Genomic DNA, 14326 nt, shown 5'->3' on the forward strand with positions numbered 1-14326 from the left:
GTTAGGCGGCGGATCTGCTGTTCCGTGCAGTCTGCTTGTTAAAAAGAACCTTCAAGGTTCAGGTGAATGTTGTCGATCAGGCGTGTTGCCCCCAGGAACGCCGCAACCAGAATCACCAGATCGCGATCATCGGCGGTGGCTGGCAGCAGAGTGTGTGCCTGGCGGATCTCCAGGTAGTCGGGGCGAAACCCTTTGGCTTCGATCTGCGCCAGGTGGTGGCGAACCAGACCGGCGTAATCGCGCTCACCGGCCTTGATGGCCTGGGCGATTTCGTTCAGATGGCGATACAGCGCTGGCGCGAGCTGGCGCTGTTCTTCGGTCAAATAGCCATTGCGCGAAGACAACGCCAGGCCGTCTTCAGCACGTACAGTCGGCTCGCCAATAATCTGCACCGGGATGTTCAGGTCAAGGACCATGGCGCGGATAACGGCCAGTTGCTGGAAGTCCTTTTGGCCAAAGATGGCCAAGTCGGGCTGAATCATATTGAACAGCTTGCTGACGACAGTGGTGACGCCGTCGAAATGCCCCGGACGGCGGCTGCCGCACAGTTCATTGCTCAGTTGCGCGGCGGTCACGCGGGTCAGGCCCGTCATGCCGTTGGGGTACATTTCTTCTACGGTCGGCGCGAACAGCAGGTTGCAGCCCGCTTGCAGGAAGGTTTCCTGGTCGGCCGCGAGCGTACGCGGGTAGGTGTCGAGGTCTTCATTGGCACCGAACTGCAGCGGGTTGACGAAAATGCTCGCCACCACGAAATCGGCTTGCTGAGCAGCGGTGGTGACCAAAGCCGCATGGCCGCTGTGCAGGTTGCCCATGGTGGGCACCAGGCCGATTTGTTTGCCTTCGCTGCGAGCGCGTGCGACGGCTGCGCGCAACTCGCGAACGGTTTTGACTGTGTTCATGCAGAGAATCCGTGTTCGGTGCCAGGAAAGCTGACGGCTTTAACTTCAGCCACGTAAGCGCTGATTGCGGACTGGATGTCGGGTTGACCCGTCATGAAGTTCTTCACGAACTTGGGAACGCGTCCGGTCAGTGACAGGCCGAGCATGTCGTGCAGGACCAGCACCTGGCCGTCGGTGTCACTGCCAGCGCCAATACCGATCACCGGGATTTTCACCGCGTGGGTGATTTCCTTGGCCAATTCACTGGGGACGCATTCGAGCAGCAACATGGCTGCACCGGCTTGCTCCAGGGCAATGGCATCGGCGCGCATCTGGCGGGCCTGGGTTTCGTTGCGGCCCTGGACTTTATAGCCGCCCAGAACGTTGACGGTTTGCGGCGTCAGGCCCATGTGGGCGCACACCGGAATACCGCGCTCGGCCAGCAAGCGGATCGACTCAGCAAGCCACACGGCGCCTTCCACTTTGACCATGTGCGCACCCGCCTGCATCAGCTGGGCACTGTTGTTCAGGGTTTGCTCGGTGGTCGCGTTGGCCATGAAGGGCAGGTCGGCGAGGATCAGTGCGTCCTGGTTGCCGCGTTTGACGCTGGCCACGTGGTACGCCATGTCGCGGGTCGTAACTGGCAGAGTGCTGTCATGCCCTTGCAGAACCATGCCCAGGGAGTCGCCCACCAGTAACACTTCCACACCCGCCTGATTACAGACGTGGGAAAAGGTGGCGTCATAGCACGTCAGCATGGTGATTTTTTCACCTTTTTGCTTAAGGCTTTGCAGGGTGGTCAGGGTAATAGCCGGCATGAAAAAGGATCCTCGTCAGGCAGTGTGGTAACCACTGCGTGTCACGCATGTGATTCATCGTAGAAGCAGGCACACCTTTTAGTAACGGTGCTTATAACGCCTGCTTTTCACATTGCGCCGTCGAATGGACGGCAGCGGGATGCCTATAGTCGTGACGGGGACACTGGAAGTCAATTAGAGGTGTTACCGCGTGGGTGTTACCGCGGTTATTGATTCGTTTCAGCGAATGGCGCCATACGCTCAAGGCCGACGAATGGGCAGTCTGCAAGCAATTGCTCAAGACGGCGGCCGTCAGCAAGGACCAGCGCTGCGGGCGCGAGTTCGGCCAGCGGGTACAGCACGAAAGGGCGGGCGTGCATATGGTAGTGCGGGACTTTAAGGCGAGGTTCGTCGATCAGGCGATCGCCAAAGAGCAGGATGTCCAGATCCAGTGTGCGCGGACCCCAGCGTTCGTGACGCTCGCGGCCCTGATCAAGCTCGATGGCTTGCAGGGCATCCAGCAGTTCCAGCGGTGCCAAGGTGCTGTCGATGGCCGCCACAGCATTGGTGTAGCGCGGCTGGCCGGGCAGTAACGAGTCGCTTTGATAGAACGCCGAAACACCGGCCAGAGTTGACTGCGGCAGTTGCGCCAGCGCCTGGACAGCGCTGCGCAATTGCTCTGTGGGCTCAGCCAGATTGCTGCCCATGCCGATGTAGATACGTTCCATCACTTACTCGTCTGCGCCTGCACGTTTACGCTTGCTACTGCTGGTACGGCGACGTTTGCGCGGGGCAGGGCCGGTGCCATCATCCTTGGCATTGCTAAGTTCGCGGATCATCTCGCGGCGACCGCTGTCGTTGGCGTCCTGGTAGTCGGTCCACCACTCGCCCAGGCCGTGGGTCTGTTCGCCAGCGCTTTCACGCAACAGCAAAAAGTCATAGCCGGCACGGAAGCGCGGGTTATCCAGTAATGCATCGGCGCGTTTGCCACTGCGGCGCGGCAGGCGTTCTTGCATGTCCCAGATCTCGCGGATCGGCAGCGTGAAACGCTTGGGGATGGCAATGCGCGTGCATTGTTCTGCGATCAGGTCATGCGCTGCTTCCTGCATGGCCGGGATGGCGGGCATGCCACGGTCTTGCAATTGCATGACCCGTGTCGGCAGGGCTGGCCACAACAAGGCGGCAAAGAGGAACGCCGGGGTGACCGGTTTGCCTTGTTTGATCCGCAGGTCAGTGTTGCGCAAGGCTTCGCTGATCAGGGTGTGGGTGTACGTCGGGTTGTGCTCAAGCGCTTCGGCACTGGCCGGGAACAGTTGGTCGAACAACTGCAGGTCAACCAGCATCTCGAAGGTGTCTGCCGCGTTGCCCGACAGAAACAGCTTGAGGACTTCTTCGAACAACCGCGCAGACGGGATCTCGCGCAGCATCGGCGCCAGTGTCTGGATCGGTGCGGCGGTGTGTTTTTCGATACCGAAGTCGAGCTTGGCCGCGAAGCGCACCGCACGCAGCATGCGCACCGGGTCTTCCTGGTAGCGCTGCTGAGGGTCGCCGATGAGGCGAATCAGGTGATTGCGGATGTCGTGTACGCCATTGGCGTAATCGAGAATGCGCTCGCTGACCGGGTCGTAGTACAGGGCGTTGATCGTGAAGTCACGACGCTGGGCGTCTTCTTCAAGGGTGCCGTAAACGTTGTCACGCAAAATGCGCCCGCTTTCGTTACGCGAGGACTGGTTGCTGTCTTCCTCTTCGTCATTTTGCGGGTGGTTGGCGCGGAAGGTCGCGACTTCGATGATTTCACGGCCAAAGTGGATGTGAACCAACTTGAACCGGCGGCCAATGATCCGCGCATTGCGAAACTCTGCACGCACCTGTTCAGGGGTGGCGCTGGTGGCAACGTCGAAGTCTTTTGGCGTGATGTTGAGCAGCATGTCGCGCACACAACCGCCGACCAGATAGGCCTCATAACCGGCGTTCTGCAGACGTTCGACGATGTTGACGGCGTAACGGCTGAATTGAGCGCGTTGCAGCGAGTGTTGGCCGCTGTTGAGCACTTCTGGGGTGCTACGCAGTTGTTGCGTGCGACGCTTGGGAGTACGGAGTGACTGGAACAGCTTCTTCAGCATGGGATGCACTGTTTGAAGGAATGTTCGGCCAAAACGAAGAATGACCGCATGATGGGCGGGGATTCTAGCATTTAGTCAGGGGATGGTGTAGGAAGCTGAGCCGCTCTTGCGCGCGAAGCTACAAACGGCATGCGATAAATAGCTACCAGAGGCTTGAGTTAGAGCGTGTAAGCGATTTTTTCTGAATCGCAGCAAGCACAAGGGGAGCCGAAGCTCCCCCAGAATTAGTTGCATGCTCTATTTTTATTATGAGTTTCGGGCTTTTTGTTTTTGTTAAGTGCCCTGGTTACCAGGTTTTAGCCTGTGTAACCCTCTCAAATTGAGAGATAAGAGCAAACGGATTGCTTTGGTCGCTGTGTTGATGTGATCAATGATCCAACTAGTTCAGGCTCTGCTTTAAGTGCAGTTTTTGTTGTTCTCTGCCTAGCCGTGGGGCAAGCCCCATGTACAACGCCTCTCCAAAACAATCAGTTAGCTGCGCCTCCGCCGTGTTGTTTTTGTTATGCGTGAGCCGATACGTCTTATTTTTATTGTGTGTTGCTGTAATTCTTATTGTTCTTGTACGAATACATATAGCAGGGGTCGTGCCAACTTTTGCGCGGCCCAGCAAAATAAGGGGTTTTCTGGCTTTTCACTTTTTGGCAGGCCAAAAAAAGCCGGGGTTTCGTTACCGTAAACCCCGGCTTTTGTTACGTGATTAATCAGCGGTAACAGTTTTTTCTCGGTGTGAGGTGTTACCTGCGGCGTTACCCGTTTCAGTTTTCGCTGGCGACACCGGTTTTTCTGCGTGGAATGCCCAGGCGTTGGCGACGTTCCCACAGGCATTTACGACTCACGCCCAGCTTGCGGGCCAGTTCGGTCTCGGTCATGTGGTCTTGATGCTCCAGAACGAAGTGCTGGAAGTAGTCTTCCAGTGACAGGTCTTCGGTCGGGTCCAGGCTGGTGTTACCGCTGCTGATGCTCTGTTGCGGCGCCAGGCCGATAAAGTCGTCGTCCTGCAAGTCGCTCAGTTCAATGTCGATACCCAGCAGGTCGGCCGAGATTTCCGGGCTTTCGCACAGGATCACGGCGCGCTCTACGGCGTTCTCCAGCTCACGAACGTTACCCGGCCATGAGTAATGGCTGATGGCGCGCTCTGCGTCAGGGGCGAACTTGAGGTCAGTACGGCCAATACGGGCGCTTTGACGGGCGAGGAAAGCGCGGGCGATTTCGATAACGTCAGCACCCCGCTCACGCAAGGCGGGCAATTTGAGCGCGATAACGTGCAGGCGGTAGTACAAGTCTTCACGGAACTGGCCAACCTTGGCCAGGTTCTTGAGGTCTCTGTGGGTCGCAGCGATCAGGCGCACATCGACTTTTTGCGACTGCACCGAGCCCACGCGGCGGATCTCGCCTTCTTGCAGCACGCGCAGCAAGCGCGCCTGGGCTTCCAGGGGCAGCTCACCGATTTCGTCGAGGAACAGTGTGCCGCCATCGGCGGCTTCGACCAGCCCGGCACGCCCGGCGCTGGCGCCGGTAAATGCACCTTTTTCGTGGCCGAACAGTTCGGATTCGATCAGGGATTCAGGAATGGCCGCACAGTTGACCGAGATCATCGGGGCCTTGGCGCGTTTGGACAGGTTGTGCAGGGCGCGGGCAACCAGTTCTTTACCCGTGCCGGACTCACCTTGAATCAGCACATTGGAATCGGTGGGCGCGACTTTGCGGATCTTGCTGTACATGTCGAGCATCGGTGGGCATGAGCCAATGATGCCGATTTCACCGTTGCTGTTGTCCACCGTGTTTTTGTCGGTGTTACCGGGCTTGGCGGCCGGGCGGTCAGCGGCGGCCACCGTCTGGCTGTTTTGCCGATCGCGCAGGATGCGCGCCACAGCCTGGAGCATTTCGTCGTGATCAAACGGCTTGGCGATGTAGTCGACCGCGCCCATTTTCATTGAGTCGACGGCTGAGCGCAGGCTGGCGTAGCTGGTCATGATCAGCACCGGCTTGCCTTGCCCCAGCTTGATCAGCTCGGTGCCGGGCGCACCGGGCAGGCGCAAGTCGCTGACTATCAAGTCGAACGAGGGAATGCTGAAACGCTCTTGCGCTTCCTGTACCGAGCCGGCTTCGCTGACCTGGTACTGATTACGCTCTAACAGGCGGCGCAACGCGGAGCGGATGATTGTTTCGTCTTCGACGATCAAAATATGCGGCATTGATTCAGTTCTCTCGACGGTCTCAGTTCACAGCGGACGTCGCTTCGACATGACGCGGTAGTCTCACCCGAATACGGGTTCCGCGTTGGCTCTGAATGTCAGCCGGGCTGTCGATGGTGATTTGTCCATAATGCTCTTCAACGATGGAATAGACCAGTGCAAGGCCCAAGCCGGTGCCTTCGCCAGGGTCCTTGGTGGTGAAGAAAGGTTCGAACAATCGGTCCATGATGTTCTTCGGAATTCCGCTGCCTTCGTCTTCAACGATCAGGTCGACCGTGTGCTCGCTGGCTTCGCTCTTGACCCGCACGGCGCTGCCGGCAGGCGAGGCGTCGCGGGCGTTTGAGAGCAGGTTGATCAATACTTGCGCCAAGCGCTGCGGGTCGCCGTCGACCCAGTGATCGGGGTCGCACAGGTTGTAAAACTGCACCTCAAAGTTGCGCCGGTTCAAGGCCAGCAGACCAATGGCATCCTGCGCCACTTCGGCCAGACAGACGGGCTCGTCATTGTGCTGATGGCTGCCCGCGTGGGCGAAACTCATCAGCGACTGCACAATGCGTGAGATGCGCTTGGTCTGCTCAAGGATCTGGCTGCTGATCTCGGTCAGTTCGCCGTCGTCCTCGCGCTCTTCGCGCAGGTTCTGCGCCAGGCAGGCAATGCCGGTTACCGGGTTGCCGATTTCATGGGCCACGCCCGCAGCCAGTCGCCCAATGCTGGCCAGCCGCTCGGAGTGCACCAGTTTGTCTTCGAGCATCTGTGTTTCGGTCAAGTCTTCGACCAGTAACACCAGGCCACTGTTACCCGGTGCCAGCGGTTCATCAATGGCCGCTTTGTGCAGGTTCAACCAGCGAGTTTGGCCGTCGAGGGCCAGATGCTGTTTGTGCAAGTGCTCGTCGGGCAGGTCGATAAAGCCCTGCAGCAATTCGCGCCACGGGTTGCCCAGGGTGTTCAGGCGTGAACCGACCACCCGCTGGGCGGGAATGCTGGTCAGCTCTTCCATGGCTTTGTTCCACATCAGGATCTCTTGGTCCTTGGCCAGCGAGCACACGCCCATGGGCAGCTCTTGCAGCGTTTGGCGGTGATAGCGGCGCAAGGCATCGAGCTCGGCGGCCAGACCGGTCAGGCGCGAGTGGTAGTCCTCAAGCCGGCTTTCGATGAAGTGGATGTCTTCGGTGACGTAGTTTTCGCCGCCTGATTTGTAAGGCAAAAAGGTTTCAACCATGTCTTGGGCAACGCTGGGACCCATCAGGCCGGACAGGTTGGCTTCGATCCGGTCACGCAAGCGCCGCAAGGCGTACGGCCGCCGCTCGTCGAAGGGCAGGTACAGGTCGCGCAAGGCTTGCTCGACCTCCTTTTGCGCGGCCTTGGCGCCCAGAGGTTTGGCCAGTTGGGTAGCAAATTCTTGCGGGGAGGCGGCATGCAGTTCGCGACGTTGCGGGCGACGTACGTTGTCTACCGCACAGGCCTCGGCGGCGCTGGCTTCTTCGGAGCTGGCGTTGGTGAACAAGGAGATCAGGGTGAACATCAGAACGTTGGCGGCGAGCGAGGCGATGGCCGCCATGTGCCAGCTGGTATCGTCCAGCACGTAGATCATGTCGAGCCACGGGATGTAGAAGCCCTGGAAGTTACCGATCAGAGGGAACAGCATGCTGCCCATCCACACCACGATCCCGGCCAGTAGCCCGGCGATAAAGCCGCGTCGGTTTGCCGTTGGCCAGTACAGGACCGAGAGCACGCCCGGCAGGAACTGCAAGGTGGCGACAAAGGCGACGATGCCCAGGTTGGCGAGGTCTTGCTCGGCGCCCAGCAGCAGGTAAAACCCGTAGCCGGCCATGATGATGGCCACAATCAGTGCGCGGCGGGTCCACTTCAGCCAGCGGTAGATATTGCCTTCTGCGGGCGGTTGATACAGCGGCAGCACCAGGTGATTGAGCGCCATGCCCGACAGCGCCAGGGTGGTGACGATGATCAACCCGCTGGACGCCGAAAGCCCGCCGACATAGGCCAGTAACGCCAGGGCTTTGCTGTTGGCTGTGATGCCAATCCCCAAGGTGAAGTACTCGGGGTTGGTGGTGACGCCCAGCTTGAGCCCGGCCCAGAGAATCAGCGGCACGGCCAGGCTCATCAACAGCAGGAACAGCGGCAGGCCCCAGCTGGCGCTGACCAGCCCGCGCGGATTTAGGTTTTCGGTGAAGGTCATGTGATACATGTGCGGCATCACGATGGCCGAGGCAAAAAACACCAGCAGCAAGGTGCGCCAAGGGCCTTCTTGCAGCGGGGTGTGCAGGGCGGCGAGGGCGGTCTGGTTTTGCAGCAACCAGACTTCCAGTTGCTGCGGGCCACCAAACACGCCGTAAAGCGCATAAAGGCCAACGCCGCCGATGGCGACCAGCTTGATCACCGATTCAAAGGCAATGGCGAACACCAGCCCTTCGTGCTTTTCACGCGTGGCAATGTGCCGTGAACCGAAGAAAATCGTGAACAGGGTGATCATCGCGCAGAAGCTCAGGGCTACGCGGTGTTGTACCGGCTCTCGGGTCAGGATGCTGATGGAGTCGGCCACGGCCTGAATTTGCAGGGCCAGCAGCGGTAACACGCCGATCAGCATGAAAATCGTGGTTAGCGCGCCCGCCCATGAACTGCGAAAGCGAAACGCAAAAAGGTCTGCCAGTGAAGACAACTGGTAGGTGCGGGTGATTTTTAAAATGGGGTAGAGCAACACGGGCGCCAGCAAGAACGCGCCGGACACCCCGAGGTAGCTGGATAAAAAGCCGTAACCGTATTCGTACGCCAGGCCCACGGTGCCGTAGAACGCCCAGGCGCTGGCGTAAACACCCAGTGACAAGGTGTAAGTCAGCGGGTGGCGGATGATCGCGCGCGGGATCATGCCGCGCTCACTGATCCACGCCACCGCAAACAGCACCAGCAAATACGCGGCGCTGACCAGCACCATCTGGGTCAGGCTAAAGCTCATCGGCATCTTTTTGGCTCTGAAGAATAAAGGTAACAACGATCAGAATCAGCCAAAGCAGATACGGCCTGTACCAGGCGCCCGTCGCGTCAATCCACCAATCCATGATGGCGGGGGAAAACAGGTAGATCCCGACAACCAGCAACAGGACCAATCGATAGATATACATCCTGCCCTCACTTTTGCTGGCCGCATGCCCTAAAAACGTGCGGCGATGGTAACGGATGGCTGGCAACCTGCAAGGGCTGTCAGCGTAATTGCGCCTCGGCCAGGGTGAGCGTGCGCGGGATCAGCCCGGCATTCCAGTGCGCAATGCCCCAATCGAGGATCTCACGCGGGCTGGCGCCATCAAGGCTTTCGTCCGGGGCCTGGCCCAGTGCACGCAGGGCGCGAAGCAGCAGGGGCGAGGCTTGATCGGGTGTCAGCGGCGGCGAGCGGTACGATTTGCCCAGCTTGTGGCCGTCGGGTTGAACGATCAGCGGCACGTGCAGGTAGCGAGGCTGTGATAACCCGAGCAACTCTTGTAGGTATAGCTGACGCGGTGTGGAGTCGAGCAGGTCGGCGCCGCGCACGATATCGGTGACTCCTTGCCAGGCATCGTCGAGCACCACCGCCAGTTGGTAGGCGTACAGGCCATCGCGGCGACGGATGACAAAGTCGCCTGCGTCACGGCCCAAATGCTGGCGGAAAGTGCCTTGTACGCGGTCTTCAACGGCGTACTCAAGTTCAGGTACGCGCAGGCGAATGGCGGCGTTTTCCATCGAGTGGCCAGCGTTACGGCACAGTCCGGGGTAAATCCCGTTGTAACCTTCGAGTTGTTTGCGCGAGCAGGTACAGGCATAGGCCAGACCCTGGCTAAACAAGCGGTCCACAACCTGTGCGTAGGCGTCATGGCGCTCGCTTTGGCGGACCAGTTCGCCGTCCCACTCAAACCCATAACGCTGCAGGGCGTCGAGTATGGCGGCTTGAGCGCCGGGCATTTCACGCGGCGGGTCGAGATCTTCCATACGCAACAGCCAGCGCCCGCCTACGGAGCGTGCGTCAAGGTACGAGGCGAGGGCGGCCACCAGCGAGCCGAAGTGCAAATGACCGCTGGGCGTCGGGGCGAAGCGCCCGATATAGGAGGGGTTTGGAGAGGCTGTCATGGGGGGCATGCATTTTTTTGTGGGAGCGGGCTTGCTCGCGAGGGTTTCGGCGCGGCCATTCAGGCTTGTCATGGCGTCTGCATCGCGAGCAAGCCCGCTCCCACAGGGGGGCCACGTCAATGTGTAAATCCAGAAACAAAAATGGGGCGTTCGCACGCCCCATTTGGTCAGGCCGGCGATTACTTGCCGACTTGTTTTTCCTTGATTTCAGCCAAGGTTTTGCAGTCTACGCACATGTCCGCCGTCGGGCGGGCTTCGAGTCGGCGAATACCGATTTCGACGCCGCAAGACTCGCACCAACCGTACTCTTCGTCTTCGATCAGTTGCAGGGTCTTGTCGATTTTCTTGATGAGCTTGCGCTCACGGTCGCGGGCTCGCAGTTCCAGGCTGAATTCTTCTTCCTGGCTGGCGCGATCAGCTGGGTCAGGAAAGTTGGCCGCTTCGTCTTTCATATGATCAACGGTGCGGTCGACTTCCTGCATCAAGTCCTGTTTCCACTTTTGCAGAATCTTGGTGAAGTGCTTGCGCATAGGCTCGCCCATGTACTCTTCACCCGGCTTTTCAACGTAGGGCTCGAAGCCGCTAAGCGATTGAGTATTCTGTTGCTGTGCTTGTGTGGGCATGAAATGGACCGCCTCTGTTCTTCTAATCCATTGCGCAGGATTGCAACATCACCGACACCTGCCGGCCCTGCGGCTGCAAGCGGGCGAACTTACCAGATCAATTCGGGCCGCGCTACTCCCGGTTGTCTAGCCTGTTGTCAGCGATCGTGTACAAAGCCTGTCGTGCTTAAGATTAGTGGCAAATTAATATTTTAGCCGAGCTATGACCGGGGCTTGCGCCGTTTGGTTCTACGTACGGGCAGTCTAAGACTCTATTTCGCTCTCCCTTGTGACAGTGCTTGGGTAGAATCGGACTTTTGCTTACCCAGGAAGGCAGGCTCATGGCTCAGTCTTACAGTGCGCGCAGCCGCGCGATCGAACCATTCCACGTCATGGCGTTGTTGGCGCGTGCCAACGAGTTGCAGGCGGCGGGGCACGATGTGATTCACCTGGAGATTGGCGAGCCCGATTTCACCACGGCCGAACCAATTATCGCGGCGGGCCAGGCGGCCCTGGCCGCGGGTAAAACCCGTTACACCGCAGCACGCGGCTTGCCTGAGTTGCGCGAAGCAATTTCCGGGTTTTATCAACAGCGTTACGGCTTGAACATCGACCCTTCGCGCATTCTGATCACCCCAGGCGGCTCTGGTGCTTTGCTTTTAGCCAGCAGCCTGCTGGTTGATCCGGGAAAACACTGGTTGCTTGCAGATCCGGGCTACCCCTGTAACCGCCATTTCTTACGCTTGGTTGAAGGGGCCGCGCAGTTGGTGCCGGTAGGCCCTGATGTTCGCTACCAGTTGACGGCCGACCTGGTTGAACGCCACTGGGATCAAGACAGTGTGGGCGCGCTGGTCGCGTCCCCGGCGAACCCGACCGGGACACTCTTGAGCCGTGATGAGCTGGCCGCCTTGTCGGCCGCGGTCAAGGCGCGTGGTGGGCATTTGGTGGTGGACGAGATCTATCACGGCCTTACTTACGGCTGTGAGGCTGCCAGCGTGCTTGAGGTGGACGACAGCGCCTTTGTGCTCAACAGCTTCTCCAAGTATTTCGGCATGACCGGCTGGCGCTTGGGCTGGCTGGTGGCGCCGCCGGAGGCCGTCGCTGACCTGGAAAAGCTCGCGCAGAATCTCTACATCAGCGCTCCGAGCATGGCCCAATATGCGGCGCTGGCGTGTTTTGAGCCGCAAACGCTGGCCATTTTGGAAGAGCGTCGCGCCGAGTTTGGACGCCGTCGCGACTTTTTGCTGCCCGCGTTGCGAGCGTTGGGATTCGGCATTGCCGTGGAGCCTGAAGGTGCGTTTTATTTGTACGCCGATATCAGCGCGTTCGGCGATGATGCCTTCGCTTTTTGCCGTCACTTCCTCGAAACCGAGCACGTTGCCTTTACGCCGGGCCTGGATTTTGGACGTCATCAGGCCGGGCATCACGTGCGCTTTGCCTACACCCAGAGTTTGCCGCGCCTACAGGAAGCGGTTGAGCGAATTGCCCGTGGCCTGCAGAGCTGGAAAAACTGATGCAGTTCTCTCCAGCCTTAGAAGAAGGGCGCCTGATAAAGCGTTACAAGCGTTTTTTGGCCGACATCGAAACCGTCACCGGCGAGCTGCTAACCATTCACTGTCCCAATACCGGTTCGATGCTTAATTGCATGGTCGAAGGCGGGCAAGTCTGGTTCAGCCGCTCCAATGACCCCAAGCGCAAATTGCCGGGCACCTGGGAGATCAGCGAAACCCCGCAAGGCCGTTTGGCGTGTGTGAACACCGGGCGTGCCAATCGTTTGGTCGAAGAAGCGCTATTGGCCGGGGTGATCACCGAGCTCAATGGTTTTACCGCGCTCAAGCGTGAAGTGGCTTACGGGCAGGAAAACAGCCGGATTGATTTCCGCCTGGAGTACCCGGAGGGCTTTGCCTTTGTCGAAGTCAAAAGTGTCACCTTGGGTTTTGACGACACCCGTGTGGCGGCGTTTCCGGATGCGGTCACTCAGCGCGGCGCCAAGCATTTGCGTGAGCTGGCCAGCCTGGCCCGTGAAGGCGTGCGGGCGGTGCAGCTGTATTGCGTCAACCTGACCGGGATCGACGCAGTGCGCCCGGCGCAAGAAATCGACCCGGGCTATGCGGCGGCTTTGCGTGAAGCGGTGGCGGCAGGTGTGCAAGTACTGGCTTATGGTGTCAGCCTGACGTCTGACGCGGTGGTGGTTGACCGCCGGTTAGACGTCATCCTCTGACTCATCGAGTGTCAGCCAGATCCCTTGGTTGTCTTCATGGCAGCCAAGGGCGGTCAAGAATTGCCCGGCGCAAGGCCCGGCAACGCATTCCCCGCTCTCAATCAAAAACAACGCCGCATGGGTCGCGCACTGGATCAGGCTGGCGCTGGGGTCGAGGAATTGGTTGGGCTGCCATTCCAGCGGCACACCGCGATGCGGGCAGCGATTTTTATAGGCGTAGACCTGACCGGCCCGGCGCACGACAAACAGGCGGATACCGTGCTGTTCAAAGCCCAGGCTCGCACCTTCGGTCAGCGACGCTGAGGGGCACACATATTTCATTACAATCCTTAACCTACCCTGATGTATGAATCGATCCGCGTGATGGCGCACGTTAAGAGGTTGACGTGCAAATGCAAACAATTATCAAATGGCGGGCTGCTCTGTGATGTGCTGTTTTGACTGGCGGCACTGCCGTTGCTCCGTTGAGCCCACTTATCAAGGAACGCCCCCGTATGCGCCTGAGTACCCGCCTGATAATGCTTTGTGCAGGCTTTATGATCAGTCATGTCAGTCTGGCTGACGAGTTGCCCCAACGCTGGGTCAGTGCCGGGGGCGCGCTTTCGGAGTGGGTCAGCGCTTTAGGCGCGGAGTCTAAATTGGTTGGGGTCGATACCACCAGCCAACATCCAGAATCACTTAAGTCGCTGCCCAGCATCGGGTATCAGCGGCAACTGTCGGCAGAGGGGATTTTGAGCCTCAAGCCGGATGTCTTGATCGGCACCGAGGAAATGGGGCCACCACCGGTGCTGGCGCAGATTCGTAACGCCGGTGTGCCGGTTGAAATGTTCTCGGCCGAAGCTGATCTGCCCACCCTTGAGGGTACTCTCGCGCACTTGGGGCGCCTGCTGGGGGATGAGGCTAAAGCGGCGCAAGTGTTCAAGGCGTATCAGCAGCAACTGGAAGCGCTGCAACAGCAGGTCAAACAGGCACAAGCCCAGCACACATCGCCGGGCGTGCTGCTGCTGTTGGGGCATGCAGGCGGCAAGCCACTGGTTGCGGGCAAAGACACGGCGGCAGACTGGTTGCTGACACAGGCCGGTGGTCACAACTTGGCCACGCACACGGGCTATAAAACCTTTTCCGTAGAAGCGCTGGCAGGTTTGAACCCTGACGTGCTGGTGTTTGCAGACCGTAGCCTGACGGGCGACGAGGCGCGCAAAGCACTGATGAAAGAGAACCCGATTCTGGCCTCGCTCAAGGCGGCCAAAGACGGGCGCATTTATGAGCTGGACCCAACGCTACTGGTAGGCGGCCTGGGCCCGCGCTTGCCGGATAGCTTGAAGCAACTGACGGCTGAGTTTTACCCTGCGGCTCCGGCTCACCCATGAGGACATTGGTTAAGCCTCGCCCGTTGT

12 protein-coding genes are annotated in these 14326 nt (G+C 59.2%); 3 read left to right on the top strand and 9 right to left on the bottom strand.

All coding sequences use genetic code 11. From position 1 onward, the window contains the following. Positions 1–38 precede the first annotated feature (38 nt). The 8 genes from panC to dksA form a co-directional block, all read right to left on the bottom strand. Positions 39–899 carry a pantoate--beta-alanine ligase gene (panC, locus tag TU84_RS23035; RefSeq protein WP_048373290.1) on the bottom strand — a complete coding sequence of 287 codons (861 nt, stop codon included), beginning with the start codon at positions 897–899 and terminating at the stop codon, positions 39–41. Beyond that, entirely contained in the window at positions 896–1696 is an 801-nt protein-coding gene (gene panB, locus TU84_RS23040) for a 3-methyl-2-oxobutanoate hydroxymethyltransferase (protein ID WP_048373292.1), read from the bottom strand. Before panB ends, panC begins: the two co-directional genes overlap by 4 nt. Before the next feature lie 206 nt (positions 1697–1902). Beyond that, on the bottom strand, positions 1903–2403 hold the full coding sequence (folK, locus tag TU84_RS23045; RefSeq protein ID WP_048373295.1) for a 2-amino-4-hydroxy-6-hydroxymethyldihydropteridine diphosphokinase: 501 nt from the start codon (positions 2401–2403) through the stop codon (positions 1903–1905). A 3-nt stretch (positions 2404–2406) separates the two neighbouring features. Then, positions 2407–3798 carry a polynucleotide adenylyltransferase PcnB gene (locus tag TU84_RS23050; RefSeq protein ID WP_048373297.1) on the bottom strand — a complete coding sequence of 464 codons (1392 nt, stop codon included), beginning with the start codon at positions 3796–3798 and terminating at the stop codon, positions 2407–2409. Between the two features lie 755 nt (positions 3799–4553). Continuing rightward, on the bottom strand, positions 4554–5993 hold the full coding sequence (locus TU84_RS23055; protein ID WP_048373298.1) for a sigma-54-dependent transcriptional regulator: 1440 nt from the start codon (positions 5991–5993) through the stop codon (positions 4554–4556). Between the two features lie 22 nt (positions 5994–6015). Further along, on the bottom strand, positions 6016–8970 hold the full coding sequence (locus tag TU84_RS23060; RefSeq protein ID WP_162207697.1) for a sensor histidine kinase: 2955 nt from the start codon (positions 8968–8970) through the stop codon (positions 6016–6018). Positions 8971–9209: 239 nt separating this feature from the next. Next, complete coding sequence (gluQRS, locus tag TU84_RS23070; RefSeq protein ID WP_048373303.1) at positions 9210–10106, bottom strand: tRNA glutamyl-Q(34) synthetase GluQRS; 897 nt, start codon at positions 10104–10106, stop codon at positions 9210–9212. Positions 10107–10285: 179 nt separating this feature from the next. Further along, complete coding sequence (gene dksA / locus TU84_RS23075; protein WP_048373305.1) at positions 10286–10729, bottom strand: RNA polymerase-binding protein DksA; 444 nt, start codon at positions 10727–10729, stop codon at positions 10286–10288. A gap of 320 nt (positions 10730–11049) precedes the next feature. Between dksA and TU84_RS23080 the strand changes: the two genes are divergently transcribed. Together TU84_RS23080 and sfsA are read left to right on the top strand one after the other, a co-directional pair. Then, a complete protein-coding gene (locus TU84_RS23080) occupies positions 11050–12222 on the top strand; it encodes a pyridoxal phosphate-dependent aminotransferase (RefSeq protein ID WP_048373307.1) in 1173 nt (390 codons plus the stop codon). Continuing rightward, positions 12222–12929, top strand: a complete 708-nt coding sequence (sfsA, locus tag TU84_RS23085) for a DNA/RNA nuclease SfsA (RefSeq protein WP_048373309.1) — start codon at positions 12222–12224, stop codon at positions 12927–12929. Before TU84_RS23080 ends, sfsA begins: the two co-directional genes overlap by 1 nt. Here sfsA and TU84_RS23090 read toward each other — a convergent pair. Beyond that, positions 12912–13250, bottom strand: a complete 339-nt coding sequence (locus TU84_RS23090) for a Rieske (2Fe-2S) protein (RefSeq protein WP_048373312.1) — start codon at positions 13248–13250, stop codon at positions 12912–12914. The genes sfsA and TU84_RS23090 overlap by 18 nt on opposite strands. A 173-nt stretch (positions 13251–13423) precedes the next feature. On the opposite strand from TU84_RS23090, the gene TU84_RS23095 reads away from it, so the two are divergent. Beyond that, the gene (locus TU84_RS23095; protein WP_048373314.1) at positions 13424–14299 is read left to right on the top strand and encodes a heme/hemin ABC transporter substrate-binding protein; all 876 of its coding nucleotides are present in this window, start codon (positions 13424–13426) and stop codon (positions 14297–14299) included. Positions 14300–14326 lie beyond the last annotated feature (27 nt).

This window comes from Pseudomonas helleri, from assembly GCF_001043025.1.
Lineage (GTDB): Bacteria > Pseudomonadota > Gammaproteobacteria > Pseudomonadales > Pseudomonadaceae > Aquipseudomonas > Aquipseudomonas helleri.

What these genes read in the sequence shown, in the direction of transcription:
- panC (WP_048373290.1), bottom strand. Translation starts at nt 899, where the DNA reads ATGAACACAGTCAAAACCGTTCGCGAGTTGCGCGCAGCCGTCGCACGC.
- folK (WP_048373295.1), bottom strand. Translation starts at nt 2,403, where the DNA reads ATGGAACGTATCTACATCGGCATGGGCAGCAATCTGGCTGAGCCCACA.
- TU84_RS23080 (WP_048373307.1), top strand. Translation starts at nt 11,050, where the DNA reads ATGGCTCAGTCTTACAGTGCGCGCAGCCGCGCGATCGAACCATTCCAC.
- sfsA (WP_048373309.1), top strand. Translation starts at nt 12,222, where the DNA reads ATGCAGTTCTCTCCAGCCTTAGAAGAAGGGCGCCTGATAAAGCGTTAC.
- TU84_RS23090 (WP_048373312.1), bottom strand. Translation starts at nt 13,250, where the DNA reads ATGAAATATGTGTGCCCCTCAGCGTCGCTGACCGAAGGTGCGAGCCTG.
- TU84_RS23095 (WP_048373314.1), top strand. Translation starts at nt 13,424, where the DNA reads ATGCGCCTGAGTACCCGCCTGATAATGCTTTGTGCAGGCTTTATGATC.
- dksA (WP_048373305.1), bottom strand. Translation starts at nt 10,729, where the DNA reads ATGCCCACACAAGCACAGCAACAGAATACTCAATCGCTTAGCGGCTTC.
- panB (WP_048373292.1), bottom strand. Translation starts at nt 1,696, where the DNA reads ATGCCGGCTATTACCCTGACCACCCTGCAAAGCCTTAAGCAAAAAGGT.
- TU84_RS23055 (WP_048373298.1), bottom strand. Translation starts at nt 5,993, where the DNA reads ATGCCGCATATTTTGATCGTCGAAGACGAAACAATCATCCGCTCCGCG.
- gluQRS (WP_048373303.1), bottom strand. Translation starts at nt 10,106, where the DNA reads ATGACAGCCTCTCCAAACCCCTCCTATATCGGGCGCTTCGCCCCGACG.
- TU84_RS23060 (WP_162207697.1), bottom strand. Translation starts at nt 8,970, where the DNA reads ATGCCGATGAGCTTTAGCCTGACCCAGATGGTGCTGGTCAGCGCCGCG.
- TU84_RS23050 (WP_048373297.1), bottom strand. Translation starts at nt 3,798, where the DNA reads ATGCTGAAGAAGCTGTTCCAGTCACTCCGTACTCCCAAGCGTCGCACG.